Origin of the sequence: Streptococcus sanguinis, from assembly GCF_050225395.1 — a bacterium.
Lineage (GTDB): Bacteria > Bacillota > Bacilli > Lactobacillales > Streptococcaceae > Streptococcus.
Window position 1 is genome coordinate 1,607,317 of sequence record NZ_CP071431.1, and the last position, 24,615, is coordinate 1,631,931.

A 24,615-nucleotide genomic window follows, 5' to 3' on the forward strand; every position below is an offset into this window, starting at 1 on the left:
CTTTTTCTAGTCTAAAAAAACGCCCTGAAGCGTTTGGATTAAAAGATTGCGCTGAGAGCAGAAGCAAAGATAGCTCCAACTGTCACGATGAGCATGATAATCACGACCAGCATCGTCAATTTTTCAAATCCTGTTTTTTTGCGTTGTCCGTTATCTCCAAAAGCCACGATAACACCTCTATCCTTTAAAAATTACTAGGTCTATTCTAACATGATTACTCCGTTTTTTCAAATGGAAAAGTATGCAAAAAGGCTTTAAGAGAAAACTCTTAAAACCTTTGAATTTTATCTAGTCTTTTTTTGAAGAAAGACATAGCTTCCAAAGCCAACTAAGATTGCCAAACCTGCAACTGACAGCCAAAGTGTTGTTTCTTGACCAGTCTTAGGCAGAACTTTTTTGTTGCCTCCTGCAGCACCCAGATCATTGGTACCATTGTTTGAATTGTTATTTCCATTTCCTGGATTGTCTGTTCCACCCTTTGGATTATCGGAACTGTTACCAGGGGTATTGTTACCATTACCTGGGGTATTATTCGGATTATTGTTTGGATTGTTGTTAGGGTTGTTATTTGGATTGTTTGGATTGTTGTTATTTCCAGGGTTAGGTGGCTGAACTGCCTTGCCTGGATCATTACCTCTATAGGTATTTGTAAAGACAGGATCCAAATCATATTTAACAGAGCCCAAAAACTCACCATTCACATCTTTAACAGTAACTGTCAGCTGAGCTTCCTTGTCATCATAGATGTAGTTAGCATCATTGCCCGGAATTTCCTTAATGCTGTAGCGGTAGTCACCAGCTGCATTATAGTTCAAGGCTTTGAAATTGATAGAACCATCAGCTTCATTGGTAGCTGTTTGAAGTAAAACACCGTTTTCGTCAAAGAGACCAAAGGTAAATTGACCCTTCTCTAACACTTTATTGACAAGTTTTTTCTGTGCCTGAATCTTCACATCTTTTGCTAGCACAGCGCTTCCTTTACCAAAGCCCTCTTCCAAGCGTACTGACTTAGTAATAGTGCGTTCTGGGAAGCCTTTTGCTGTCCAAGACAAGGTGTTGTTAACCACATCCCCCACTTTAGTACCTTCTGGTACACGAGTAGAGTACTCGATGTACATTGGCCAGTTGTAGTTATCGCCAAAGTTAATGGTAAAACCGTTAGCATCGCCATTAGCGTTTTGAGTTAGAACTGCCTTGTTAGTAAAGTTATCAACTACTGGCAGAGTCAGGATATGAGCTTCATTGCGAATACCACCTGCAACAGGAGCATAACGAACTGCACGTAGAGTACCCGGTACCAGTGTCAGACCATCACCAAAGTTGTCTGAAATTACCATGTTGCGAAGCATGTCCTGTCTTGCATTCAGGATAATGCGCCATTTAACAATACTCGGATCAGTGCTGTCCTGGTAGCCATATTTCATTTCATACTCACCAGCAGTTCCTTCTTCTTTCTGGTATTGGAAAGAAAAGTCTGTCTGGCCAAATTTGAAGGAAACAGGACCTGTTTCTTTGACTTTTTCGTTATTGATGCGAACGTTAAAGCCCAAAGATAGCTCTTTCTTTTGGGTATAGTTTGTAAAGTAGTTACTGAAAGTCACTGTAACTGACTGAGTCGCCGGGTCAGTTTGAGCTGTACCGACTAACTCTCCCGTATGATTAACAACATCATAGACATCGAAGTTTAAGGCAGTAATCAGACTTAATTCTTCCGGAAGTTTAAAAGTCAGGGTATCCCCTTCAGCTATATTTTGAGCCGCTGGAAATGTGAAGTTGGTTGTTACAGACAAGGTTTCATTAGTCTTAACAGTTGAGTCACTTGTTAATGGCTCACCATCCTTAGTAATGCTGGTTTGCTGACTGTATTCAGTTACTTCAGAAGCCTGAGTTCGAGCAGCAAAACCTAAACCTGTAACAATAGCTGTTAATAAGATAAGAATTTTAAAAATAATTGTATTTTTATTTTTCATCATTTTCTCCTTTCGTAGCTTATTATACCAAGAGTATTGCAATTTATCAACATTTTTATTCGTAGTGTTTAAAAATTCATAACAATGTAAAAAAACCAAGACGTTGTGTCTCAGTTTCTTTACGTTTATTAGTCTATCCCAATTTCATCTCGAACAACATTAGCAATGGTATCTACATAATAATTTACTTCTTCGTCAGTCGGTGCTTCAGCCATGACCCTCAGCAGAGGTTCTGTTCCGCTCGGACGAACCAAAATCCGGCCATTGCCAGCCATTTCGGCTTCCATTCTCTCAATCACCGTCTTGATAGCTGGGACTTCCATCGCCTTGTCCTTCATACTGTTTTCCACACGGATATTGACTAGTTTCTGCGGATAGATGGTTACTTCGGCAGCCAATTCAGATAGCTTCTTACCTGTTTCCTGCATAACCTTGGTCAATTGCACAGCTGAAAGCTGACCGTCACCTGTCGTATTGTAGTCCATGATGATAACATGTCCAGACTGCTCACCACCAAGATTATAACCATTCTTCCGCATTTCCTCTACTACATAGCGGTCACCAACTGCTGTCACAGCCTTTTGGATGCCTTCCCGATCCAAAGCCTTATGGAAGCCTAGGTTGGACATGACAGTCGTAACAATGGTATTCTGCGCCAGCTCACCTTTCTCAGACAGGTACTTACCGATGATGTACATAATCTTGTCACCATCTACCAGTTCACCATTTTCATCCACAGCAATGAGGCGATCGCTATCTCCATCAAAGGCCAGACCAATTGCTGCACCAGACTCACGGACAACTTCCTGCAGAGCTTCTGGATGCGTAGACCCGACATTCAGATTGATATTGAGGCCGTCTGGATTTTCTCCGATAATGGTCAACTGTGCGCCTAGATCCGCAAAAATCTGACGGGCGCTGGTAGAAGCCGCACCGTTGGCCGTATCTAAGGCTACATGCATTCCTTCTAGTTCCAAACCAGTTGAAACTAAGTATTGTTGGTACTTGCGCAGTCCTTCTGGATAATCCACCAAGTCACCCAAACCTTCGGCGCTCGGACGTGGCAGGGTATCTTCTGCTGCGTCCAGCAAAGCTTCGATTTCCAACTCACGCTCATCATCCAGCTTATAGCCGTCACCACCAAAGAATTTGATACCATTATCCAAAGCTGGATTGTGGCTGGCAGAAATCATGACTCCGGCGCTGGCTTTCTCTGACTTGACCAGATAAGCTACACCAGGCGTTGCAATGACACCCAATTTATAGACGTGAATCCCAACGGACAAAAGTCCTGCAACCAAGGCGCTTTCCAGCATTTCTCCTGAAATTCGAGTATCCCGGCCAACAAAGACCCGAGGAACTTCACTTTCGTGCTGGCTCAGAACATAACCACCAAAGCGGCCAAGTTTAAAGGCCAATTCCGGCGTTAATTCCACATTTGCTTCTCCGCGAACACCATCGGTTCCAAAGTATTTACCCATTATAAATAGTTTCCTTTCATAAGACCTGGATGTAAAGATTTAGGCTGCAAGCAAGGCAGACCACTTTAATCCCGGTTTATTTTCAAAATTTTATTTAGTTTTTATTTGATGAGCTCGTATTTGAGCTGCTGTTAGAGGAAGACGAGCCAGAGCTGTCTGCTGTTTTAGTGTTGACACGCATAGTCGTTTCAAATGGTGTCACCACGCTTGGCATGACATTCCCCTGTCCATCAACAGCCTGCAGCGGCGCTGTCCCGCTATAGTTGCCGGTGATAATGACATTGGTCGGGAGAATAGCTACGACATACTCAATCTTAGACAGGGTCTCCTCGTCACTGGTTACAGTAGCTTCCTTGTTTTCCAAGGTCACACCACTGATCGTCACATTCTCAGCCACCTGGCTGTCTGTGATGAGGTAGCGGACCTCAACCTTCTTGCTGGCCTTTTTACCAATCTTAACAGAAATCTTCTGCGGAGTGACTGTAGCAGTCAGACCGCTCGGCAGGTTTTCCACTTTCAGAGGAATCTCTACTGTGCCTTCTGTAGCCTTGGAAAGATCAGCTACGACTCGAAACTTACGAGTACTTTCCTGCATTTCACTGGCTAGATTGACCCGGTTGGAGCCTGTTAGGGCAACGGAAACTTCAGAAGTAAAGCCACTGATAAAGTAATTCTCGCTGTCATATTTGATGTCAATTGGCACATTGGAAACCGTATTGGTATAAGTTTCAGATGTGACCTGTCGAACTCCAGTATTGTTTTGATAACTGCTAGAGGTTGCATAGACAAAAAGCACTAGGGCAAAGAAAAACGAAGAGATGATATAAAGAATTTTTTTACGTTTTTTCATTTCTTCCATCCTCCCATGAAGCGTTTTTTCAAACCTGCTGGCTTGTCCTGCTCTGATAAGAAGACCTTTCTCAGCTCTGTCTCAAACTCATCCAAAGTTAAATCATGCTTGAAAATTCCATTTTGCGTGGTGGAAATCCCACCTGTTTCTTCTGAAACGACAAAAGTAAAAGCATCTGATACTTCAGATAGGCCAATAGCTGCGCGGTGCCGGGTTCCAAACTCCTTGGAGATGCCGCTGCTTTCTGTCAGAGGCAAGTAGGCACAGGAAGCTGCAATCTTATTGTTTTTTATGATGACAGCTCCATCGTGCAATGGCGTATTGGGGATAAAAATGTTGATTAGCAGCTCTCCGGACACATCTGCATCCAAAGGAATCCCTGTTGCAATGTACTCCTGCAAGGTGCGGGTTCCCTGAATGGCCACCAAAGCCCCGATTTTCCGCGGACTCATATAGGCAACAGACTTGACAAAGGCCTGAACCATTTTTTCTTCGTTACTGATGGGCGTCGCAGAAAAAATATCCGTTGCTCGGCCCAACTTTTCTAATCCTGCCCGAATCTCAGGCGAGAAAATCACCACGGCCGCAATGACCCCGTAAGTGATGACCTGATTAATCAGCCAAGAAATGGTAGTCAAGCCGATGATATTGGCAAAAAACTGTGCCAAGATAAAGAAGAGCACACCGCGAACCAAAATCATAATCTTGGTACCGGCAATGGCCTTAATCAGATAATATAGAATCCATGCGACGATAGCGACGTCAATAATATTAATTACAATCCTCCAAGGGTCAGAAAACAAACTGGCCCAATATTGGAGATTGGTTAGTTGTTGAAAATTCATACTTAGACTTCCTACTCCTATACAAGCAAAATCAAACCTCTATAGCAACAAATCGAACTTATTAAATCTAGTCACAGCCTGATTTTATCTTGTAATTAGAGTTCACTCAATTAACTTCTCTCTTTTTATTTTACAGTGGGTCTTAATGCTTAAAGACTTACCAACCCATTATATCACGTTTGTCAATATTTTTCTGTAACCTTCTTTACTTTTTTATGATAAAATATTTCTTATGAAGATAAATACAGCATTGGGCCTCTTGGCAGGCAAGTCCTCCCACTTTGTTCTCAGCAAAATGGGGCGTGGATCGACTCTGCCAGGGAAAGTTGCCCTGACATTTGATAAAAACATTTTACAGAACCTAGCAAAGAACTATGAGGTCGTGGTTATTACCGGAACCAATGGTAAAACTCTGACTACAGCTCTGACAGTAGGCATTCTCAAGGAAGCCTTTGGAGAAGTGGTGACCAATCCCAGCGGTGCCAATATGATTACGGGGATTACCACAACCTTCCTAACCGCTAAGAAAGGCAAATCTGGCAAAAATATCGCTGTGCTGGAAATAGATGAAGCCAGCCTATCTCGGATTTGTGATTATATCAAACCTAGCCTCTTCGTCTTTACCAATATTTTCCGTGACCAGATGGATCGCTATGGTGAGATCTACACGACCTACCAGATGATTCTGGATGCTACAGCTAAAGTTCCTGAAGCGACTGTACTGATGAATGGTGACAGCCCCCTCTTTAACTCGGTCAGCCTGAAGAATCCTGTTCGCTACTATGGATTTAATACCAAGAAAGGCCAGGCTCAGCTGGCTCACTATAATACAGAAGGCATCCTCTGTCCCAAGTGCGAGCATATCCTCAAGTACGAGCTCAACACTTATGCTAATCTGGGGGCTTATATCTGTGAGGACTGCGGCTTCAAGCGTCCTAAGCTTGACTACAGCCTGACCGCTCTCAAAACACTTGAGCATAACCGCTCGGCCTTTACCATTGATGGTCAAGACTATCAAATAAATATCGGCGGTCTCTACAATATCTATAACGCTCTAGCAGCGGTATCAGTAGCTCAGTTCTTTGGTGTCGAGCCAGCTACTATCAAGGCTGGCTTTGACAAGAGCCGGGCTGTCTTTGGCCGTCAGGAAACCTTCAAAATTGGCGATAAGGAATGTACCTTAGTCTTGATTAAAAATCCGGTCGGAGCCACCCAAGCACTGGATATGATTGGGCTTGCGCCTTTTGACTTTAGCCTATCCGTTCTGCTCAATGCCAACTATGCAGACGGCATTGATACCAGCTGGATCTGGGATGCTGATTTTGAGAAAATTCTAGAGATGGAGATTCCTCATGTCATTGCAGGCGGTGTGCGCCACTCTGAGATTGCTCGTCGACTGCGGGTAACGGGCTATCCAGCAGATCAGATTACTGAAGTCAAAGATTTGGAAGCAGTCTTTAAGACCATTGAGCAGCAAGAAACCAAGCATGCCTATATCTTAGCAACTTATACCGCTATGCTGGAATTTCGCGAATTACTGGCAGAACGACAAGTGGTCAGAAAGGAGATGAACTAATGGTATACAGTTCCCTCACTTCTCCTGAAAATCAGGACTATTGCTATGATATAAAGATTGCTCATCTCTATGGCAATCTCATGAATACCTACGGCGACAACGGCAATGTCCTCATGCTCAAGTATGTGGCTGAAAAGCTAGGTGCTAGGGTTGAAGTCGATATCGTCTCTCTAGAAGATGACTTTGACAAGGACAGCTACGACATCGTCTTCTTTGGCGGAGGTCAAGACTATGAGCAAACGATCGTGGCTCGTGACCTGCAAGCTAAAAAAGAAGCTTTGGAAAGCTTTATCAATGAAAACGGCGTAGTGCTAGCTATCTGCGGTGGGTTCCAACTCTTAGGCCAATACTATATCGAAGCTTCTGGTCGACGAATCGAAGGCCTGGGCATCATGGGTCACTATACCCTCAACCAGACCAAAAACCGCTATATCGGTGACATCAAGATTCATAACGAAGAATTCAATGAGACCTACTACGGCTTTGAAAATCACCAAGGACGGACTTTCCTCTCGGACGATGAAAAACCTCTGGGCAAAGTCGTCTATGGAAATGGCAACAACCAAGAGGATGGTTGCGAGGGTGTTCATTATAAAAATGTCTTTGGCTCCTACTTCCATGGCCCTATCTTGTCCCGCAATGCGAACTTGGCCTACCGTCTGGTGACCACCGCTCTGAAAAACAAATATGGCTCAGATATTCAACTAGCCGCTTATGAAGATATCCTTGCCCAAGAAATCCCAGAAGAATATGGAGATATCAAGAGCAAGGCTGAGTTTGAATAAATAAACAGGAGAATCACTATGAAAGAAAAATTGCATTATATCCTACTTTTAATTACCATTCTATTGGTTGCCAGTATTTCCTTGGCCAATATGCAGAGCGTTAATGTTAGCTTTATCTTGTTCAGCTTCAGACTTCCTCTAATCATATTGATTTTGGTCTCAGTGCTCCTAGGCTCTGTCACGACCTTTCTCATCAGCATGGTGAAAAATTTCTCACTGAAAAAAGAGCTTAAGAAAACCAAAGAAGCACTTAAAAATTCCCATACAGAAAACTAGGTTGGAAATTATTCCAGCCTAGTCTTTTTGTATTTCCTATTATGAAATTTTATTGTATCTATTCTTTCTATATCTTTCGACAGCCATAAACCATCGAACCATATTGTTTTGCCATAATACTAAAACTCCTACAGCTGTCATAATACCCATAAAGCTTAAAGTAATAATCTCACTGCCGATAGGTGTACCTATCATATTAAAAACTAGAATAGATATAACTAAAATTGGACTAATCAGCCCCATTAAAGCCATAGATACTGTGAAAACACAAGCAACTATCTTCTTACCAAGCGTAACCTTCTTATCGCCAAAATTACCCCAAATAAGATTAGTATCAACTGCCCGTCTAAAATTTTCTTTACTGGTTGGCTGTGCCAACTTAACATTCTTATAAAGGGCTCGCTCTACTATCACCAGCAAAAGAGTACCTTCCAGAAACCAAACAATTAGAAAATAAACCAAAGTACCATAGCCATAGACACCACCAAACAATCGTGTCTCAGGAAAAAGCTGCATCACACCACTAAAAGCAATCAGAAATGATGTAATTAAAATGATTTGTTTCCGATTGCCACGCGATGCCTCTGTATTCAATAGTTTACTTTTAGGAGCTGCTAAGGGGTCTCTTGGCTTTTCTACATTTACATAAATAGCCTGACCATCACTTTCCCCTATATAAATAACTTTCCTAAAAAACATCCTTTTTCTTTCCTCTCTATATACCAACAATTAAAACAAGTCAGGTTGATATAGTTCTCAGCACTTTCTTTTCTTCCTCTTTTTAAACTGATAATAAATAAAACTCCCCGTAGCATCCAAGACAATCGTATAGCCAAAAATTCTTATAAACCATATTAGCCAAATCGGACTATTTTCAGCATCTATATGCAATAATTGCAAACAAGCAATAATGCCAAGAAATAGAATAACCTCTGTAATCAAACGGGGCTTAGTCTTTTTGAAATCTAAGGTTTTAAAAAAACTCTGATTATATAATTCTTCTGGTACTTCTTCCCAGTAAGTCTTATCTTTCGCTCTCAACTTGAGTAAATATCCGACTTCGACAATTAGTCTCGAGAAAGCTGATATAAACACTATATTACCAAAAACACCTAATATTTGCTTAGAATAACCGGATATCCAACCAACCAACACTCCCCCTAGCAAGGTAGCTCCTAGAATTATCCAGATAGAAGGTTTGCTATAGACACTCGAAGCAGCAACATAGTTGGCATTAATCCGTTGTTCGGAAAAGCCTGTTTCTAATTGTTTCTTTAGCCATCTTACATTATAAAGGATTAAACCCCAAAATAGAATCAGAGAACTAAGCCCAAAAATAATGGTATATATAAAAGAATTTCTCAATAAATTATTAGTGAGTACAACAATAACATAATCGGTCAAAACTAATGACAGAAGTAATCCATTAATCATTGCAAAAAGCATGGCTGTACCAAAAAATTGATGTCTATAAATCAATTTTTGATTGAAAGAAATAACTTGACATATCAGCATAAAAAGAAGGTATACGCAAAAAAATAGGAATATAAGATTAGAAAAGGGATTCAATTTGAGTTGATCTTTTATAAAATAATACACATGCGACAAGGCAATACTTAAGGCAAATATACCGGACCAGGCCAAACCAAGCATCCCAACAGAAGCTCGTGTCGCACCTAGTGATTGAAAGTAGTTCTTGTTTAATTCTTCTGGTCCTAAAACTATATTTTTTCACTCATTTTCTACCTCAAAAAATTTGGCCTTTGTATCTTTAAAAGCATTTTTTTAATTCTGCTAGACATACAGACATTACATGGTTTGATCTCAACTGGTTTATGACAACCGAACCAATTGGTAAAATAGGGTTATTATTTTCCATTTTCATTCTCCAATTCATAATTTAATTTATCTAAAATTTTATTATTTATAACAGTTTTGACTATGCCATTCCATATAATATTTGGAACCAAAGAAAGTAGTATAGCAAGTACAACTAATTTTATTATAAACTCTATAATTGTACTTGGCATAAAATAAAACCAATAAACAAAAGGAATAACTGCAAAGACAATAAACAACACTACTAAAATGTTTGCAAGATAAGATGTTTTTATCTGTTTCAAAACATCATTATGTTTTAAAGTTATATCGTGTATAACTTCAAAATATTCTTTCTGGACAGTACTACTAGGAGCTTCAATCAAAGGATAAGTATTTCTAATTGAAATCATCCATAATTCAAAAAGTATAAAAAACCAGATTCCTAAGATCATAGGTAACAGAAAAGAAAAAAGACCGAACTCTTTTTGAGGAACAATGTAATTATCAGAATAACCAGCGATAAAAGCCATAATCGGGACAATCAAAAATGGCGAAGACATCCAAGTTAATCTGCCAATTTTCTTAGCTATGTTTTGGTGATTCCCTATTTTTTCCTTATCGAGCCTTCTCCAAACAATATCTCCTGATAAAAAATAGTACTCTGCAGCTAAGCCTGTTCCTTTTAAATTAGTTCCCATCCCATTATCAACAGCAAATAATAATCTTATCTTTTTCACAATGGACATCTCCATATTAGCTTTTTAGACTTAATATTTCGATCTAGTTCTTTATTGACATCACTTCCTAAAAGCAATAATTTTTTACTCATTTTCTTCTCCATTCTCTTGTGTTGTTTCTTCTTTTAGCTTGCCACTTTTGACCAGCTTTTTATAATATCGTTTGCTGTACCATTCTCGGTCTGAAATCTTTAAGTAGGATTTATACTCTTCTGGGTACTTGTGGATATAATAGGCTTGAAAAATATGCACATTCATCATAAAAGCTATAAAATAACCGCTAATGACAAACCAAACCACCAAAAATAATCCAAACATATAAAAATACCAAAGGACCGGAAGTTGATTCATTAGATGATAGACCAGTGATACCGGAAAGAGCACTACCATCGTTCCGACTGTAATCATCATCACTTTCTTAAGAATTGACTTTTCTTCTTCATCGTTCAGTCTCCTTTTCAGATTCTGGATACTATTCGTAATAATCCAGAAAAAGAGAACGATTCCTAAGACGAACTGAAACCAGAATCCCACCAATGTATAAGCATCGTAAGCTACCGCACTAGCAAAATAAAACCCCGATATAAAAGCACAAATTGACATTGAAAAATAAAAAGGAAAGTAAGTCCAAAGCTGACTGTTCAAGCGTTTCTTGGGCCAAAAAACAGGGATAGATCCAAAAAGGAAAGTTAGATAGAAAACTATACTGATTGGTCGCATTATTTGCCCAATTGTGTGAAACAAAGAAACCGATTGATGAGAAAGATAGTGTACTTCTCCACTTTGACCTACACTACTTGGCAAAGCAATTAATAGAAAGTAAACCATAATTCCAAAAAAGATAAATATGCAAAACACGACCGTAAACAGCCGATTGATCATCCCCATATGAATAGGATTTGGCATACCGGCGGTTAAGGCAAACTTTCCGTTCGTTACGATTTTCTTACTTCGTTCAAAGTCTGCACCGAAAATACTGATTTTTTTCATTTTTAATCTCCAAATTTCATCTGGCAGAAAGGCTCATATCCTTGAGAATCTTCCATTTGAGGATAGGCAACAAATTGTGTCACAAAACAGCAACTGTCGCAGCAGCTACTCCTCGCTTTGTTAAAGATATAACACTTACCTTCTGCGATCGACTGTTTTATCTAACACTTAGTTACAAGTTTCGCTCTCCGGTTCTTTCTTGAACAAGATTTTCCCTTGACTGTACAGCTTCATAATCTTTACAAAACGAACAGGGTTGTTTTGGTTATAAAACAAAAAGGGTATATAGAACATAAATCCAGCTATCCAAAAATCGTAATTGGTCTCAATAGGCTGACCAAACTTTTGAGTATAGCCGTAAAAAACACATACTAAATATATAACAGCAGCAATTATTATGTAGCGAGCAATTCGATAGATTGTTGAAGATGATTTAGCTGGGTCAAAATTCTCGTCACCCACCATCAAATTATGGGAAGCCGCATAATAAAACACCTTCTCTGTTGTCGGCTGAGCCTTGCGAACATTTTTATAAAGCCCTCGCTCAAGAATAGCGACCATTAACAGAAACTCAGCCAACCAAAATAGCAGGATATAGGTCAAACTGGTCCAATTATAGACACCAATGGACAAGGCTGAAAAGAATCCGAAGACCGCAGGTCCACCTGCCATCAAGAGAATCACCAATTCAGGAATATAGGCATTAGTCTTACGCGCTCCTTCCGTATTGAGCAGGAAACTTTTGGGAGCTGCTAAAGCCTCTCTAGTCTGCTGGTCATAATAGACCGCCTGACCATCACACTCGCCAATAAATACTCGACGACGTCTAAGAAAAAACATTCTAACCTCTTTCCAATTAGTTATTGAAGTTCTGTTACCAAACTTTATAATCTCTACTGCTTCACTCACTTTTATTTAATTTCAAATCAGCTAAGCTCCAGCTTTATAATCATGTAGCTCTTTTGTCAAAATAGCTCCATCCGGTCCGACGCTCACTTCTAGATAGACACCTGGATCGTCATCAGATCTACATATCACACTAATTTTCCCCTCCTCAAACTGTTGTGATAATTTCAAGATTCTAACAAAGTAATTTTGATTGAACGCAACAAAAGCAATTCCCAACAAAAGACCTGCAAATATAATCTTAAAAATTTCACCTCCAATCGGTTGCCCCAACAAGTCTTTAAAGCGGGAAATAAAATCATATACATAGTAGAAACCTACTGCAGGAATAGTAAATAAGAGTGCATTAAAATATAAAAAAGCACCTTTACTAAAACCTTTTTCCGTCTTTTCCTCCTCGTCTTGATTTTCGTCATCCGGATAAATCATAGTCGTCAGACAAACCGTTTGGGTAGTCACTTGCGCTCTATTGATATTTCGATACAAGGCTCGTTCTACAAGGAGAGTGACAAAAGCAAACTCTGCTATCCAGATAAGAATAACACTCCAAAAAGCAGTCATGCTATAAATTCCTTGTAAAAATAGACTAAAGAAGGAAGTAAGACCACCCCCGCTAAACATAAAGAAAACAACTAATAGAGGAATATGCCGATTCATCCTGCTCGATTTCTCTGTATCTAATAGTTTACTCTTTGGAGCTTCTAAAACTTCATGGGTCTTACGATCATAATAAATGGCTTTGTCATAATATTGATTCAAATAAAAACGACGTCTTCTAAAAAACATTCTAGCCTCTTTCTATTTTCTTTATTCTATTTCCTTTTTGACGCGATGATTTCTGTACCGTTCAACTGCCTTCAACCATCGAATCATATTATTTTGCCATAGCAATAGAACTGCGACAGCTGGCACAATCCCCATCACGCTTAAATTGAATATCTCACTGCCGATGGGTGTTCCCATCATCTTCAAAACGAGCATGGTGAAGATAGAAATCGGGCCCACCAAGCCCATGATAGCCATAAAAACTGTGAAAATCCAAGCGAATCACGAAGAACTATAGATTGTTTCTTCATTGACTCCATCCAATTTAATTACACTATTGATCAATCGGTCTATAATGATTGGCCAGTTAACGGCCACTTTTTTGTACAATCACAACTCTTCATATTCTGGATGCTTTCGGATATAGATGGCTGCGTAAACGGCATCCACGATAACCGCAGGAAACGTTAATGTGATTAACATCCCCAAGAAAAGACCGAAGATTCTCTCAACATAGCCTGTCATCACGGCTATGAACAGCAGTATAATTCCAATAACTCCCAAAATGTTGAAAAGCCATTCTTTTTTCTTACTATTCACCTTATAGGTCTCCCATTGGTTAATCTTCCAAATTTTCCCTTGATTTTGAGGGAGGTAATACCAGGCGTAAATCAAGGTCATCCCAAGGAATAAGAGCAAGATGGGAATGAGATAAAACAAGGTGAAACTGGAATCATTGACCGTTCGTGCACTAATAGAATCCTCGCCCGAGGTAAACATCAATAGGCCAATAAAGGTGAAGCTGACGACTATTGTCCAAGCTACCAAGCCGATTAAGATGTAGGTCAGAGATTTAAAGCGATTCACCAAAGAGTTAAAAAGGCCAAAGATAATACTAAATCCATTAATCAGAATACAAGAAAGAAATAAAACCTTGATAATACCAATCCTATCTTCGTAGCTACCCGCAAAATATAAAAATGCCGTAATCGGTAGCATGATCCAAGGAAAAAATTTAATATAGCCTAAACTAACCTCATTTGTAATCAAAGGGCCGTGGTAGCGTTCTTCGATCACTACTTTCTTTTTCTTTGAAGCTTTTGACATGAACTCCCTCTCCTTATCTGGTCAGATTGATTTTATACAAGAAAACTATTTTCCACTCTCTACCTTCTACTTCAAAACTTGGTTTTCATCTTTCTGTAGTTCGGTGATGATAGGTTCTTGATCTGTTCCCATACTCACTTCTAGATAGACATCTGGATCGTGGTCAGCTCTACATACTACACTCAGTTTTCCACCATAGAATAAATCCAATATATCAAAACTCTTAGTAAGATTATTTTGATTATATAATATAAAAGAAACACCTAATAAAAGTCCAGTTGCAATAATTTTAAATATTTCTCCTCCAATAGGATTACCTAACAAGTCTTGATAATTAAAAATGAAATCATAGGCATAGAAGAATCCAACCAAGGGGACTAGAAAAATCAATCCTTTTATCAAGCGTGTACCATTTCTATTCTCTTTCTTGCTCAAATCCTTCTCCACCTTTTGTTCTTCGTCCAATGTCTCCATAATAACCAAACTAATTGTTTGAGAGGTCACTTGTGCTCTGTTGACATTTCGATACAAGGCACGTTCTACGAGGATAGTAATAAAGGCAAACTCAGCTATCCAAATAAGAATAACACTCCAAAAAGTTGTCATGGTATATGTTCCATGCAAGAATAATCTAAAAAAAGAAATTATTCCTCCTCCACTAGACAAAAATAGGACAACTAAGAGAGGTATATGTCGGTTCATCTCGCTTGACTTCTCTGTATCTAATAGTTTACTCTTTGGCGCCTCTAAAAGTTCGTGAGTCTTACAATCAAAATAAATTGCTTTATCACCATATTGATTAAAAAACATATCTCTCCTCATTTCTAATTCTTATTCTAGTTCTGTCAGCAAACCTCTGTTCCCAAAACTGAATTAGCTAACTTTTTCATTCAATATCTGTACTGTAAAAAAAATTCTTATTTTTTATTCCCAAACTTATTTTGTACTTGCAATATAAGCCAATTTCTCAATTCTCTCATGAATCGTTTCTACATTCAAATTTTCTCGAAGGTATTCACAGAGCACTCCATTTTCATAAAACATTTGCTCTGAAAGCTGACCTTTTGGTTCATCGGGGCACTGAATCATAACAATACTGAAAACACCACCAGGACCAGAATTCTCAATCACATTCCCCTCAAAATGATAGGTGAAAGCCTGAAATTGAGAACCATTGTAGTTACCCGAAATTACATAGGCAACCTTTACCATATTTCCACAACCAAAGGGATAATGACTAAAATGAGCATATTTTTCTACATACGGATTCTGGGAAAGTTTTAGTGTGAGATCATTACTTGTTTTTTGCTTGGAATAATCTCTGTAATAGTCATTACCTTGTGCTTTGTCAAATTGATAGCCGTGCTCGGAAGCGAAGGCTTGATATACTTTATTCTTTTTGGCGGAATGACTAATTGCCCAATAAACTATCCAACCTACGAAAGCAAAAATTACTAGCATTATGACAATAAAAATTATTACAAAATCCACCATTTTCTCCTATTTTTCTTAAATAAAACGATTCAGTCATCAAAATCTTTGGTAATACGATAACTGAACCACATTGAATATCAATTTAATTTTTCCTGTAAGCTCTAAGAAGCTCATTTCTCACAGAAACTGCATACTCCTACACCTTCTCCGCCAGTTCTTCCCATTCTAGCATGGCTTCTTCTTGGGCGGCGGTCAGCTGGTCGATTTGCTGCTGGCTCTCCATGAGTTCGGCGGCGTCATTAGTGGCCTCCATGGCTTCCTGAAGCTGACTGATCTGACTGTCCAAGTCCTCGATTTGCGCTTCCAATTGCTCTAGGCGGCGGGCCAGCCGGCGCTGTTCTTTCTGGTTTTCCTTTTGAAGCTGATAGTCATTGGCAGGTGCTGGCTTGTCAGGACTGGACTGCTCCGTCTCCTCACGCAAGGCTTCCTGCTCTGCCTTTTTCTCCAGATAGTAGTCATAATCACCAAGATAAAGGGTCGAGCCTGTCTCAGAGAGCTCGATGATCTGGGTGGCCACGCGATTGATAAAGTAACGGTCGTGGCTGACAAAGAGCAGGGTGCCGTCAAAGTCAATCAGAGCATTTTCCAGCACTTCCTTGCTGTCAATGTCCAGATGGTTGGTCGGCTCGTCTAGGATGAGAAAGTTGTTGTTTTCCATAGACAGCTTGGCTAGGAGCAGGCGTGCTCGCTCTCCACCTGATAGCATGCCGACAGACTTCTTGACATCGTCTCCCGAGAAGAGAAAAGCGCCTAAGCGATTGCGAATCTCGACCTCTGGCGTCAGCTTGAAGTCATTCCATAGCTCATCAAGAACCGTATTGCTGGCAGTCAGTTTACTCTGGGTCTGGTCATAGTAGCCCACTTCCACATTAGCCCCCAGCTGCTCCTTGCCTCTGATGAAGGGCACTTGCCCGATTAGTGATTTAATCAAGGTCGTCTTTCCAATCCCATTTGGCCCGACAATAGCTACCGCATTAAACTTGCGAATATCGAGGTTAATTGGCTCCGATAGGACTTCCTCGCCATAGCCAATAGCCGCATCTTCCAGGGTCAGAACAACATTGCCCGAAACTTTATCAGATTTGAAGGTCATATTAGCCGAGCGGCTGCCGGTCTCCGGCTTGTCCAAACGCTCCATCTTTTCCAGCTGCTTACGACGGGACTGAGCCCGCTTGGTTGTGGAAGCCCGAACCAGATTGCGATTGACAAAGTCCTCCAGCGCAGCGATTTCTTTCTGTTGCTTTTCATAGTTCTTGGCTTCAGTGGCCAGCTTTTGCTCCTTTTGGACCACGAAGGTAGAGTAATTGCCCACATAGCGATCCAAGGAATGCTTGGTCAAGTCCAGCGTGATGGTCGCAACCTTGTCTAGGAAATAGCGGTCGTGGCTGACGATGATCAGGGCACCGCTGTAGTTGATTAAGTAAGTCTCCAGCCAGGCAATGGTCTCGATATCCAAGTGGTTGGTCGGCTCGTCCAGTACCAGCAGTTCTGGCTTTTCCAAAAGCATCTTAGCCAGAGCCAGCCGGGTATTCTGCCCTCCTGAAAGCTCAGAAATCTTCATCTGCCACATGGACTGGTCAAACTTGAAGCCATTCAAAATCGCTCGAATATCGGCCTCGTAGGTAAAACCACCTTTCTGGCGAAAGTCCTCTGACAGCTGGTCGTACTGGGTCATGAGAGCAGTCAGCTCTTCCCCTGACAATTCTCCCATTTGTAGCTCCATCTGCCGCAAGCGCTTCTCTTGTTGACGCAGACTATCAAAGACCAGCAGCATCTCGTCGTAGATAGTATTCTCCGACTCAAAGCGGCTGTCCTGAGCCAGATAGGACAGGGAAAGCTCTCGTTTTTTATTGATCTGACCAGACGTAGGCTCTTCCTCGCCCACCAAAATCTTGAGCAGGGTTGACTTCCCAGCTCCATTTTTACCGACTAGGGCAATTCGATCACCCTCATCCACCTGCAGGTTAATATTGTCAAAAAGAAGCTCCCCTGCAAAAGAGCGCTCAATCTTGCTTGCTTGTAAAATAATCATAAGACCATTATAGCAAATTTCCAGAAGCACAGCTATCAGAATTCAAGAGAAAGCGAACTCAGCTCCCCAAAAGAAAAAAGACAGTCATAGCTGACTGCCTTACATAAAACTATTGAGAATAGATTGATTCTGCAAAATCAGATAAATTCCCAGCAGAATCAGAACTACAAAGACAACAAATTTAATCATTCCCTTGATCAAACGAATAGCCAGAAGGATAATCATGGATCCGACTAGCCACATAAAGGCGGAATTGTGAAAAAATCCCTGAACTGCCTCAATATTCCGGCCGAAGAAGACCTGAATGGGTGCCGGAACATGATTTTCCCAAGCCGCTGTCACTCCTAGCTGGTTGGCAATCTCATTGCCGCTTTTCCATAGCCAGACAAAGATTCCTGAGTTAAAAACAAAGAGAAAAACTTGCTCTGGAAAGTGTCGAATCAAGTAAAAAATAGATTTTAACATAGGCTTACGATTGATACAAGTCTTTTACAGCCTGGATATCTGTCTGCTGGATACTGTAAAATGAGCCTGCTGACTGCATCACTGATTCCTCCTCATTATGGTCTAATCCGATAGCATGGCCCAATTCGTGCGCCGCTGTATTGACAATCCGCTCATGAGAATAAGCATAGCGACTGTCTAGCAGGTAGTAACTATTAAGGCGAACTGTGACATGGGTAAACCGCTTGGTTAAGAGATTGGTCTGCGACTCAGCTTCACCAGCTGCACTGACATTGCCATCGTTCATCTCCGTCGCAACAATGTCTGCCTTGTCTTTGTCATTGATGATTTGAAAGGTGAAGGCACCTGTTTGATTCCAAGAATCAATGGCCTCCTTATAGGCTGAACGGAAGGTTTCATTATTTGTATCGATATAAATCGTGGCGCTTGGCTGATCCCAACGAGCCCCTGTTGTTGCATGCTCATCTGTCAGCTGATCCGTCTGTGTCTCCTCACTGCTGTGAAGCCCTGTGGAAATTCCTTGGTGATTTAAAAATTGATCCACTCTGCCAACAGCTGTCTGAACAGCCTGCGTCAGTCCCTCTGTACCCGGTTTTGTCGAAGTGGTAAAATAGAAAATTCCGACAATAACCATAAAGCTCAGGACAAAGGACCAGGCAAGTCCCCAAACCACGCGCCCAATCAGACGCATGAGGAACCGGATGCTTTTAAAAATAAGTCTCATCGCAACCTCCTTTACTAGATTGTAAGAGAACGTTGATTTTACCACCGCTTTCTTAAAGAAGACTGAAAAATTCGCCTTCTTTCATCTATTAGTATAAAAGAAAATGACTACAAATCTGCAACCATTTCTTTTCATACTATTGAATACTCTTTGCAAATCCATTTTTGAGTATAAAATTAAGAACCCGTCTCCTGACTGACCTTGCCACTATTATAGTCCAAACGAATCCCTTTTTGCACATTCGGGATAAAGACATTAAATTCCAAACTACCATCGCTGGACTTGGCCTCTAAATGTGACCCAACTGGTACTAAATCAGTCTCCGTGGCATAAATCAAGGTTACCCGGTAGCGCACCCGCTTGTTCTTATCCAAAGCCTTACGGATCTTTGTCTCGTAGTAATTCTGCCCTGTCGAATCCGTTTCATTGGCTTGGTTGGACCAGGCCGTCTGCACAGCGATATTGGCAGGATTGCTAGTAGAAGCATCAAAGCCCTTCAAACCACCAATCAGCGAATAGGCCAAGAGATGTCCTCGGTCCACAGCATGATTGTACTCACCAGGGAGGTCTTTGAGTTGATGCCAGCCTGCTGGTACCCATGAAGTGTTGGCATTTCCAGTTTCTTCCCGTTTTTTGTACTGGCGGGTAGACTTGGATAAAAAGGCATTCGCCACTGTCGGAAGGGTTTGCCCTTGTACAAGCTTGGCCTTATTGTCAGCATAGGGCTTACTAGAAATCCCCGCATCCAAGTCCGTCTTATTCCCATTCACGATAAAGGCGCCAGCTCCATTCCATTCAATGCTGCCTTTGAGCTGAGCTCGGACAGCATCCGTCAGAACGCTCTCAGCCAGTTCCTGACTTGGAGTGCCCTGATCTTGGACTTGCCCAACCCTGATTTCTGAATTTGGACTCTGAAGTGGCTGCTGACCATCCTGTCCCCAGAAATAGCCAGCCAGAGCTAAAATCAAAGCCAGAGTCAGCCCAGCCCAGCCTTGCAGGCTCTTAGAATTCCTTTTCTGACTAGTCTTTCTTTTCATCTTCTTTCTTTCAACTTAGCAAACTGGAATCATTTCAGCCAGTCTTTTCGACTAGGAGCTAGTTTCCAGTAAACTTCCCGATTAATTCTTGCCAGGTTTCTGGTGAAAAAACTGAGCCCTTACCGTTTCCGATAATGTTATAGCCAATCATCAGAGACACGAAAAAGAGAATCACGGCTACCAACAGAACCAGTAAAACAAGGCCAATCTGCCGACCTAAATATTTAAGATTTTCACTCATCGTCTTCTTCCTTTACACGCTTCACTTTGGCTCCCAAGGCTGCCAATTTCTCATGGAATTTATAGTAGCCTCGGTCTAAGTGTACGAGCTTGCTGACCTTAGTCTCGCCTTCAGCAATCAAGCCCATCAGAATCAAAGTCGCACTGGCCCGAAGGTCAGTTGACATGACTTCAGCTCCCTGAAGACTGCCACCGCCCCAGATACGAGCTGTGTCACGCATGATATCAGAGTGCAGCCCCATCCGACGCATTTCCTCCAGATGCTGGAAGCGGTTCTCAAAGACAGTCTCAATCATCGTAGACTCGCCCTTGGCCATGGCCATCAGCGCCGTAAACTGAGCCTGCATGTCCGTTGGGAAGCCTGGATAAGGAAGGGTCTTGACCGCAACTGGTCTAAGCTTTGAAAAATCGGAACGAATCCGAATCCCTTCATCTTCCTCTGTCACTTCCACTCCCATTTCCTGCATTTTGGAAAGCAGGGGACGATTGTGCTCCCAAATGGCATCCTCAATCAGCAAGTCACCGCTGGTCATAGCTGCAGCAACCATAAAAGTTCCTGCTTCGATACGGTCTTGAACCACATTATGCTTGGCCCCTCGCAGCTGGTTCACTCCGACAATAGTCAGAGTCTCAGTACCTGCCCCTCTGACCTTGGCTCCCATTTCATTCAAAAAAAGGGCTAGGTCAACGATTTCAGGCTCCCGAGCAGCATTTTCAATCACTGTGGTGCCTTGAGCCAGCGTTGCAGCCATCATGATGTTTTGCGTTGCTCCCACACTAGGAAAGTCCATGTAAATGTGGGCTCCCTTGAGCCGCTCTGCCTTTGCTTCGATATAACCCGCTGTCTGAGTAATCTGAGCGCCCATGGCTTCTAAGCCCTTCAGGTGCAAGTCAATAGGCCGACTGCCAATCGTACAGCCGCCTGGCATGGAAACCTTAGCGTGACCATTACGAGCTAGGACTGGCCCCAAAACAACGATAGATGCCCGCATTTTGCTGACGTATTTGTAAGGCGCCTCCTCAGACAAGGGGTGGGTGGCATCTACAACAACTGTATTTTCTTCCTGATTAAAATCCACCTGAGTGTTTAAACCGCGGACCACATTGTTCATGGTAAAGACATCAGACAAGACCGGAACATTTTTCAGCACAGACTGACCCTCACTAGCCAATACTGTCGCTGCTAAGAGAGGCAGCACCGCATTTTTTGCTCCTTCAATCTTGACCTTTCCGACCAAGCGATTATCTCCACCTTGAATAATAATTTTTTCCATACCGATTCCTTACTCTAAATTTTTAAAATCATCCATACTATCATACCATAAAATCAAAAATATGACCTTATAAAGTACCGTTAAAAATCGCTCGGCTCATATCATAAATACCAATGAAGAAAAGGCTGACTAAATAGCCCAAGGCAATACTAAACAAGAGAATCAAAAAGCGAATCTTCACAGCATTATCGGCATTAACCTTGAAAAATCTCTCCCACTCAACAACTGTTGACAGCAGATGAAAGGCAAAGAAAATAAAGAGCAAATGACTGCATAATTTAAAAATAACTTCTATCATAACTTTTATTATACCACAAGACTTCAGTCAGGGACGAACTAAATAGTCCTGTCCTTTTTCTTTGAAAAAGAAAACTGAGACAGATCTGCCTCAGTTTTGCGTATTCATTTTGTATTCATGAAAGCAAGTCTCGTCAGATGAAGGATGACTTCCATCAATCCAGACAAGAATAGCTTCTTATATTCTTGTTCCAACATTGATCCGGTTGATTGCCCGCTGCAGGGCAATCTTAGCCCGGCGTTCTTGATCAATCAAGTGCTTATCATGTGCTTCTTCGATTTCTTGCTCAGCTCGGAGCTTAGCTCTCTCAGCCCGGCTAATGTCGATATCACGCGCTCGCTCAGCCGAATCCGCCACAATGGTAATGACATTGTCTGCAATTTCAATGATTCCGCCGTTGACCGCAATCCAGTCGATATGCTTGTCATCATCAACCCGGCGCACCTTAACCTGATCCACTTCTAAAACAGCGATGGTATTGATATGGCGGGGCAAAATCCCCAACTCACCATCAATGGTCTTTACGGAAACAAATGCAGCATGGTGATCATAAATAAGACCATCCGGTGTCACGATTTGTACTGTCATTTGAGCCATCATTCACCTCTTAGAATCCCATTTTCTCAGCCTTGGCCAATACATCCTCGATGGAGCCTACACCACGGAAGGCATCTTCCGGCAGCTTATCATGCTTACCTTCAAGGATTTCCTTGAAGCCACGAACCGTTTCAGCTACTGGTACATAAGAACCTGGCTGGCCGGTAAACTGCTCTGCCACATTGAAGTTCTGTGATAGGAAGAACTGGATCCGCCGCGCACGCGCAACCAGAGTCTTCTCATCATCTGACAACTCATCCATACCAAGGATAGCAATGATATCCTGCAATTCATGATAACGTTGCAGAACCCGCTTAACCTCTGCTGCCACTGCATAGTGCTCCTCTCCTACAATCTCAGGAGAAAGGGCACGCGAGCTGGAAGCCAAGGGATCCACGGCTGGATAAATCCCCAGCTGAACCAATTTCCGTTCTAGGTTGGTCGTAGAGTCCAAGTGAGCAAAAGCTGTCGCTGGCGCTGGGTCAGTATAGTCATCCGCTGGCACATAAATAGCCTGGATGGAAGTAACGGAACCTTTCTTGGTTGAGGTAATCCGTTCTTGTAACTGTCCCATTTCTGTCGCAAGTGTTGGTTGGTAACCAACGGCTGACGGCATGCGGCCCAAAAGGGCAGACACTTCCGAACCAGCCTGCGTAAAGCGGAAGATGTTGTCAATAAAGAGCAGCACGTCCTGACCTTCCACATCACGGAAATATTCCGCAATAGTCAGTCCGGTAAGAGCAACCCGCATCCGAGCTCCTGGCGGCTCATTCATCTGACCAAAGACCATGGCGGTCTTTTCGATAACACCAGACTCTTTCATTTCCCAGTAAAGGTCATTTCCTTCACGCGTCCGCTCTCCAACACCTGTGAAGACTGAAATCCCACCGTGCTCTTGGGCAATGTTGTGAATCAATTCCTGAATTAGGACTGTCTTCCCTACTCCGGCACCACCAAAGAGTCCAACCTTCCCACCTTTCAGATAAGGTGCTAGAAGGTCGATAACCTTGATCCCTGTTTCCAGGATTTCTGATGAAGTTGATAGTTCATCAAAGGTCGGTGCCTTTTTATGAATCGGCTGGCGCTCTGCATCTTCTGCAAAAGGCGCATCCAAGTCAATAGTATCCCCAAGGACATTGAACACCCGCCCCAGAGTTTCCTTGCCAACTGGCACAGAAATCGGACGACCAGTATCCAAGACCTCCAAACCACGCGTCAAACCATCGGTCGACTCCATGGCAATGGTCCGCACCACACCGTCACCAAGCTCAAGAGCTACTTCAAGGACGATTTTTGATTTTTTCTCATCATTTTTATAGACTACAAGTGCATTATTTATCTCAGGTAGTTTGTCTCCAGCAGCAAACGCAACGTCTACGACCGGCCCGATAACCTGAGCAATTTTGCCTGAGCTCATGTTTTTTCCCTCGTTTAATTTCTAATTCATTTGTGGCCTTATTCTAGGGCACTTGCACCCGCCACGATTTCAGTAATTTCCTGCGTAATGGCAGCCTGCCGAGCACGGTTGTACTGAATAGTCAAATCACTGATGACCTTTTTAGCATTGTCTGTCGCTGTCTGCATAGCAGTCATACCGGCAGCATTTTCAGCCGTCTTGGCATCAATAATGGCACCGTAAATCATGCTCTCTGCAAACTGGGGCAGCAGTTGATCCAAGATAGAATCCCGACTGGACTCCAGTTCCAGATTCAGCGTATAATCTTCATCAGCTTCATTGGGATCCAAGTCAATGATTGGCAGCATCTGCTCCACCCGCATCTGACTAGTCAGACTGTTGACATGGTGATTATAGCAGACATAGAGCTCATCGAAGAGCTCATTCTGATACATCTCAATGGTCTTGCTAATGATTTTACGGACCTCATCAAAGCTAGGCTGATCTGCTAGACCACGCAGTTCATAAACTGGCTGAATCCCCCGAGCTCGGAAGAAATCAGCACCGACGCTTCCGATACAGATGACTTCAAAGTCCTCTCCAGTCGGATGGTACTCAGCTTTCAGCTCCATCAAAGCCTTGAGAATGGTTGCGTTATAACCGCCTACCAGACCGCGGTCAGAAGTAATGACGATATAGGCTGATTTCTTAACTGGCCGACTGATTAACATCGAGTGATGACGGGCATTTTCTGCCTCGTGGCCATGCAGCATATCCGTAACTAACTTACGCACTTTCTGGGCATAGACCTGAAAGTTCTTAGCTGCTTCCTCAGACTTTCCCAGCTTAGCAGCAGAAACCATCTGCATGGCATTGGTGATTTGACTGGTGTTTTTCGTGGATGCAATTTTATTTTTAATATCATTTAATGAAACTGCCATCTGACACC

General features: G+C 42.0%; 27 protein-coding genes. 3 read left to right on the plus strand and 24 right to left on the minus strand.

The genetic code is table 11. From position 1 onward, the window contains the following. Positions 1 to 38 precede the first annotated feature (38 nt). The 5 genes from J1C81_RS07805 to cdaA form a co-directional block, all read right to left on the minus strand. Positions 39 to 167 carry a DUF4044 domain-containing protein gene (locus tag J1C81_RS07805; protein ID WP_002895969.1) on the minus strand — a complete coding sequence of 43 codons (129 nt, stop codon included), beginning with the start codon at positions 165 to 167 and terminating at the stop codon, positions 39 to 41. A gap of 117 nt (positions 168 to 284) precedes the next feature. After that, entirely contained in the window at positions 285 to 1,970 is a 1,686-nt protein-coding gene (locus tag J1C81_RS07810; protein WP_080556989.1) for an Ig-like domain-containing protein, read from the minus strand. Between the two features lie 128 nt (positions 1,971 to 2,098). Then, positions 2,099 to 3,451, minus strand: coding sequence for a phosphoglucosamine mutase (gene glmM / locus J1C81_RS07815; RefSeq protein WP_002902729.1), 1,353 nt, complete (start codon positions 3,449 to 3,451; stop codon positions 2,099 to 2,101). Positions 3,452 to 3,545: 94 nt separating this feature from the next. Next, the gene (locus J1C81_RS07820; RefSeq protein WP_002915562.1) at positions 3,546 to 4,310 is read right to left on the minus strand and encodes a CdaR family protein; all 765 of its coding nucleotides are present in this window, start codon (positions 4,308 to 4,310) and stop codon (positions 3,546 to 3,548) included. Next, on the minus strand, positions 4,298 to 5,146 hold the full coding sequence (gene cdaA, locus J1C81_RS07825) for a diadenylate cyclase CdaA (protein WP_002915563.1): 849 nt from the start codon (positions 5,144 to 5,146) through the stop codon (positions 4,298 to 4,300). The genes J1C81_RS07820 and cdaA overlap by 13 nt, the downstream gene beginning before the upstream one ends. Positions 5,147 to 5,378: 232 nt before the next feature. Here cdaA and murT point away from each other — a divergent pair, with 232 nt between their 5' ends. Genes murT through J1C81_RS07840 form a run of 3 tightly spaced genes read left to right on the plus strand, consistent with a single transcriptional unit; the run spans position 5,379 to position 7,783 of the window. Further along, positions 5,379 to 6,722: a lipid II isoglutaminyl synthase subunit MurT gene (gene murT / locus J1C81_RS07830; RefSeq protein WP_002915564.1), complete on the plus strand. Its 1,344-nt coding sequence runs from the start codon at positions 5,379 to 5,381 to the stop codon at positions 6,720 to 6,722. After that, positions 6,722 to 7,507 carry a lipid II isoglutaminyl synthase subunit GatD gene (gatD, locus tag J1C81_RS07835; RefSeq protein ID WP_002915565.1) on the plus strand — a complete coding sequence of 262 codons (786 nt, stop codon included), beginning with the start codon at positions 6,722 to 6,724 and terminating at the stop codon, positions 7,505 to 7,507. Before murT ends, gatD begins: the two co-directional genes overlap by 1 nt. Positions 7,508 to 7,525: 18 nt before the next feature. Beyond that, complete coding sequence (locus tag J1C81_RS07840; protein WP_002915566.1) at positions 7,526 to 7,783, plus strand: LapA family protein; 258 nt, start codon at positions 7,526 to 7,528, stop codon at positions 7,781 to 7,783. A 39-nt stretch (positions 7,784 to 7,822) separates the two neighbouring features. Here the strand turns inward: J1C81_RS07840 and J1C81_RS07845 are convergent, their stop codons facing one another. The 19 genes from J1C81_RS07845 to J1C81_RS07935 form a co-directional block, all read right to left on the minus strand. After that, entirely contained in the window at positions 7,823 to 8,482 is a 660-nt protein-coding gene (locus J1C81_RS07845; protein WP_002915567.1) for a hypothetical protein, read from the minus strand. A gap of 57 nt (positions 8,483 to 8,539) precedes the next feature. Beyond that, on the minus strand, positions 8,540 to 9,436 hold the full coding sequence (locus J1C81_RS07850) for a hypothetical protein (protein WP_002915568.1): 897 nt from the start codon (positions 9,434 to 9,436) through the stop codon (positions 8,540 to 8,542). 215 nt (positions 9,437 to 9,651) lie between these two features. Further along, positions 9,652 to 10,356 (minus strand): hypothetical protein, encoded by a 705-nt coding sequence (locus J1C81_RS07855; protein ID WP_002913728.1) that lies wholly within the window; start codon positions 10,354 to 10,356, stop codon positions 9,652 to 9,654. 69 nt (positions 10,357 to 10,425) lie between these two features. Next, positions 10,426 to 11,331 (minus strand): hypothetical protein, encoded by a 906-nt coding sequence (locus tag J1C81_RS07860; protein WP_002913730.1) that lies wholly within the window; start codon positions 11,329 to 11,331, stop codon positions 10,426 to 10,428. A 168-nt stretch (positions 11,332 to 11,499) separates the two neighbouring features. Then, a complete protein-coding gene (locus J1C81_RS07865; RefSeq protein ID WP_023916005.1) occupies positions 11,500 to 12,171 on the minus strand; it encodes a hypothetical protein in 672 nt (223 codons plus the stop codon). 90 nt (positions 12,172 to 12,261) lie between these two features. Beyond that, complete coding sequence (locus J1C81_RS07870) at positions 12,262 to 13,023, minus strand: hypothetical protein (protein ID WP_002915569.1); 762 nt, start codon at positions 13,021 to 13,023, stop codon at positions 12,262 to 12,264. Between the two features lie 369 nt (positions 13,024 to 13,392). Further along, positions 13,393 to 14,109, minus strand: a complete 717-nt coding sequence (locus J1C81_RS07875; RefSeq protein WP_002900725.1) for a hypothetical protein — start codon at positions 14,107 to 14,109, stop codon at positions 13,393 to 13,395. A gap of 66 nt (positions 14,110 to 14,175) precedes the next feature. Continuing rightward, positions 14,176 to 14,919 carry a hypothetical protein gene (locus J1C81_RS07880; RefSeq protein ID WP_032909744.1) on the minus strand — a complete coding sequence of 248 codons (744 nt, stop codon included), beginning with the start codon at positions 14,917 to 14,919 and terminating at the stop codon, positions 14,176 to 14,178. 126 nt (positions 14,920 to 15,045) lie between these two features. Next, entirely contained in the window at positions 15,046 to 15,603 is a 558-nt protein-coding gene (locus tag J1C81_RS07885) for a hypothetical protein (protein ID WP_002915571.1), read from the minus strand. A 136-nt stretch (positions 15,604 to 15,739) separates the two neighbouring features. Further along, entirely contained in the window at positions 15,740 to 17,635 is a 1,896-nt protein-coding gene (locus J1C81_RS07890; protein ID WP_002915572.1) for an ABC-F family ATP-binding cassette domain-containing protein, read from the minus strand. A gap of 99 nt (positions 17,636 to 17,734) precedes the next feature. Then, a complete protein-coding gene (locus J1C81_RS07895; protein WP_002915573.1) occupies positions 17,735 to 18,100 on the minus strand; it encodes a hypothetical protein in 366 nt (121 codons plus the stop codon). Positions 18,101 to 18,104: 4 nt separating this feature from the next. After that, on the minus strand, positions 18,105 to 18,824 hold the full coding sequence (locus tag J1C81_RS07900; RefSeq protein WP_032909745.1) for a matrixin family metalloprotease: 720 nt from the start codon (positions 18,822 to 18,824) through the stop codon (positions 18,105 to 18,107). A 176-nt stretch (positions 18,825 to 19,000) separates the two neighbouring features. Next, positions 19,001 to 19,861 carry a DNA/RNA non-specific endonuclease gene (locus tag J1C81_RS07905; protein WP_002915575.1) on the minus strand — a complete coding sequence of 287 codons (861 nt, stop codon included), beginning with the start codon at positions 19,859 to 19,861 and terminating at the stop codon, positions 19,001 to 19,003. Positions 19,862 to 19,919: 58 nt separating this feature from the next. Continuing rightward, positions 19,920 to 20,102, minus strand: coding sequence for a DNA-directed RNA polymerase subunit beta (locus tag J1C81_RS07910; RefSeq protein WP_002895988.1), 183 nt, complete (start codon positions 20,100 to 20,102; stop codon positions 19,920 to 19,922). Continuing rightward, entirely contained in the window at positions 20,095 to 21,375 is a 1,281-nt protein-coding gene (gene murA, locus J1C81_RS07915) for a UDP-N-acetylglucosamine 1-carboxyvinyltransferase (protein ID WP_002915576.1), read from the minus strand. The genes J1C81_RS07910 and murA overlap by 8 nt, the downstream gene beginning before the upstream one ends. Positions 21,376 to 21,442: 67 nt before the next feature. Next, entirely contained in the window at positions 21,443 to 21,673 is a 231-nt protein-coding gene (locus tag J1C81_RS07920; protein ID WP_002915578.1) for a DUF1146 family protein, read from the minus strand. Positions 21,674 to 21,850: 177 nt separating this feature from the next. After that, a complete protein-coding gene (locus tag J1C81_RS07925) occupies positions 21,851 to 22,273 on the minus strand; it encodes a F0F1 ATP synthase subunit epsilon (protein ID WP_002915580.1) in 423 nt (140 codons plus the stop codon). Between the two features lie 7 nt (positions 22,274 to 22,280). Further along, positions 22,281 to 23,687: a F0F1 ATP synthase subunit beta gene (gene atpD, locus J1C81_RS07930; RefSeq protein ID WP_002895993.1), complete on the minus strand. Its 1,407-nt coding sequence runs from the start codon at positions 23,685 to 23,687 to the stop codon at positions 22,281 to 22,283. Positions 23,688 to 23,725: 38 nt separating this feature from the next. Next, positions 23,726 to 24,607: a F0F1 ATP synthase subunit gamma gene (locus J1C81_RS07935; RefSeq protein WP_002895995.1), complete on the minus strand. Its 882-nt coding sequence runs from the start codon at positions 24,605 to 24,607 to the stop codon at positions 23,726 to 23,728. Positions 24,608 to 24,615: the final 8 nt, after the last annotated feature.

Coding starts and splice junctions, on each gene's coding strand:
- J1C81_RS07810 (WP_080556989.1), bottom strand. CDS start 1,970: ATGAAAAATAAAAATACAATTATTTTTAAAATTCTTATCTTATTAACA.
- glmM (WP_002902729.1), bottom strand. CDS start 3,451: ATGGGTAAATACTTTGGAACCGATGGTGTTCGCGGAGAAGCAAATGTG.
- J1C81_RS07820 (WP_002915562.1), bottom strand. CDS start 4,310: ATGGAAGAAATGAAAAAACGTAAAAAAATTCTTTATATCATCTCTTCG.
- cdaA (WP_002915563.1), bottom strand. CDS start 5,146: ATGAATTTTCAACAACTAACCAATCTCCAATATTGGGCCAGTTTGTTT.
- murT (WP_002915564.1), top strand. CDS start 5,379: ATGAAGATAAATACAGCATTGGGCCTCTTGGCAGGCAAGTCCTCCCAC.
- gatD (WP_002915565.1), top strand. CDS start 6,722: ATGGTATACAGTTCCCTCACTTCTCCTGAAAATCAGGACTATTGCTAT.
- J1C81_RS07840 (WP_002915566.1), top strand. CDS start 7,526: ATGAAAGAAAAATTGCATTATATCCTACTTTTAATTACCATTCTATTG.
- J1C81_RS07845 (WP_002915567.1), bottom strand. CDS start 8,482: ATGTTTTTTAGGAAAGTTATTTATATAGGGGAAAGTGATGGTCAGGCT.
- J1C81_RS07850 (WP_002915568.1), bottom strand. CDS start 9,436: ATGCTTGGTTTGGCCTGGTCCGGTATATTTGCCTTAAGTATTGCCTTG.
- J1C81_RS07855 (WP_002913728.1), bottom strand. CDS start 10,356: ATGGAGATGTCCATTGTGAAAAAGATAAGATTATTATTTGCTGTTGAT.
- J1C81_RS07860 (WP_002913730.1), bottom strand. CDS start 11,331: ATGAAAAAAATCAGTATTTTCGGTGCAGACTTTGAACGAAGTAAGAAA.
- J1C81_RS07865 (WP_023916005.1), bottom strand. CDS start 12,171: ATGTTTTTTCTTAGACGTCGTCGAGTATTTATTGGCGAGTGTGATGGT.
- J1C81_RS07870 (WP_002915569.1), bottom strand. CDS start 13,023: ATGTTTTTTAGAAGACGTCGTTTTTATTTGAATCAATATTATGACAAA.
- J1C81_RS07875 (WP_002900725.1), bottom strand. CDS start 14,109: ATGTCAAAAGCTTCAAAGAAAAAGAAAGTAGTGATCGAAGAACGCTAC.
- J1C81_RS07880 (WP_032909744.1), bottom strand. CDS start 14,919: ATGTTTTTTAATCAATATGGTGATAAAGCAATTTATTTTGATTGTAAG.
- J1C81_RS07885 (WP_002915571.1), bottom strand. CDS start 15,603: ATGGTGGATTTTGTAATAATTTTTATTGTCATAATGCTAGTAATTTTT.
- J1C81_RS07890 (WP_002915572.1), bottom strand. CDS start 17,635: ATGATTATTTTACAAGCAAGCAAGATTGAGCGCTCTTTTGCAGGGGAG.
- J1C81_RS07895 (WP_002915573.1), bottom strand. CDS start 18,100: ATGTTAAAATCTATTTTTTACTTGATTCGACACTTTCCAGAGCAAGTT.
- J1C81_RS07900 (WP_032909745.1), bottom strand. CDS start 18,824: ATGAGACTTATTTTTAAAAGCATCCGGTTCCTCATGCGTCTGATTGGG.
- J1C81_RS07905 (WP_002915575.1), bottom strand. CDS start 19,861: ATGAAAAGAAAGACTAGTCAGAAAAGGAATTCTAAGAGCCTGCAAGGC.
- J1C81_RS07910 (WP_002895988.1), bottom strand. CDS start 20,102: ATGAGTGAAAATCTTAAATATTTAGGTCGGCAGATTGGCCTTGTTTTA.
- murA (WP_002915576.1), bottom strand. CDS start 21,375: ATGGAAAAAATTATTATTCAAGGTGGAGATAATCGCTTGGTCGGAAAG.
- J1C81_RS07920 (WP_002915578.1), bottom strand. CDS start 21,673: ATGATAGAAGTTATTTTTAAATTATGCAGTCATTTGCTCTTTATTTTC.
- J1C81_RS07925 (WP_002915580.1), bottom strand. CDS start 22,273: ATGATGGCTCAAATGACAGTACAAATCGTGACACCGGATGGTCTTATT.
- atpD (WP_002895993.1), bottom strand. CDS start 23,687: ATGAGCTCAGGCAAAATTGCTCAGGTTATCGGGCCGGTCGTAGACGTT.
- J1C81_RS07935 (WP_002895995.1), bottom strand. CDS start 24,607: ATGGCAGTTTCATTAAATGATATTAAAAATAAAATTGCATCCACGAAA.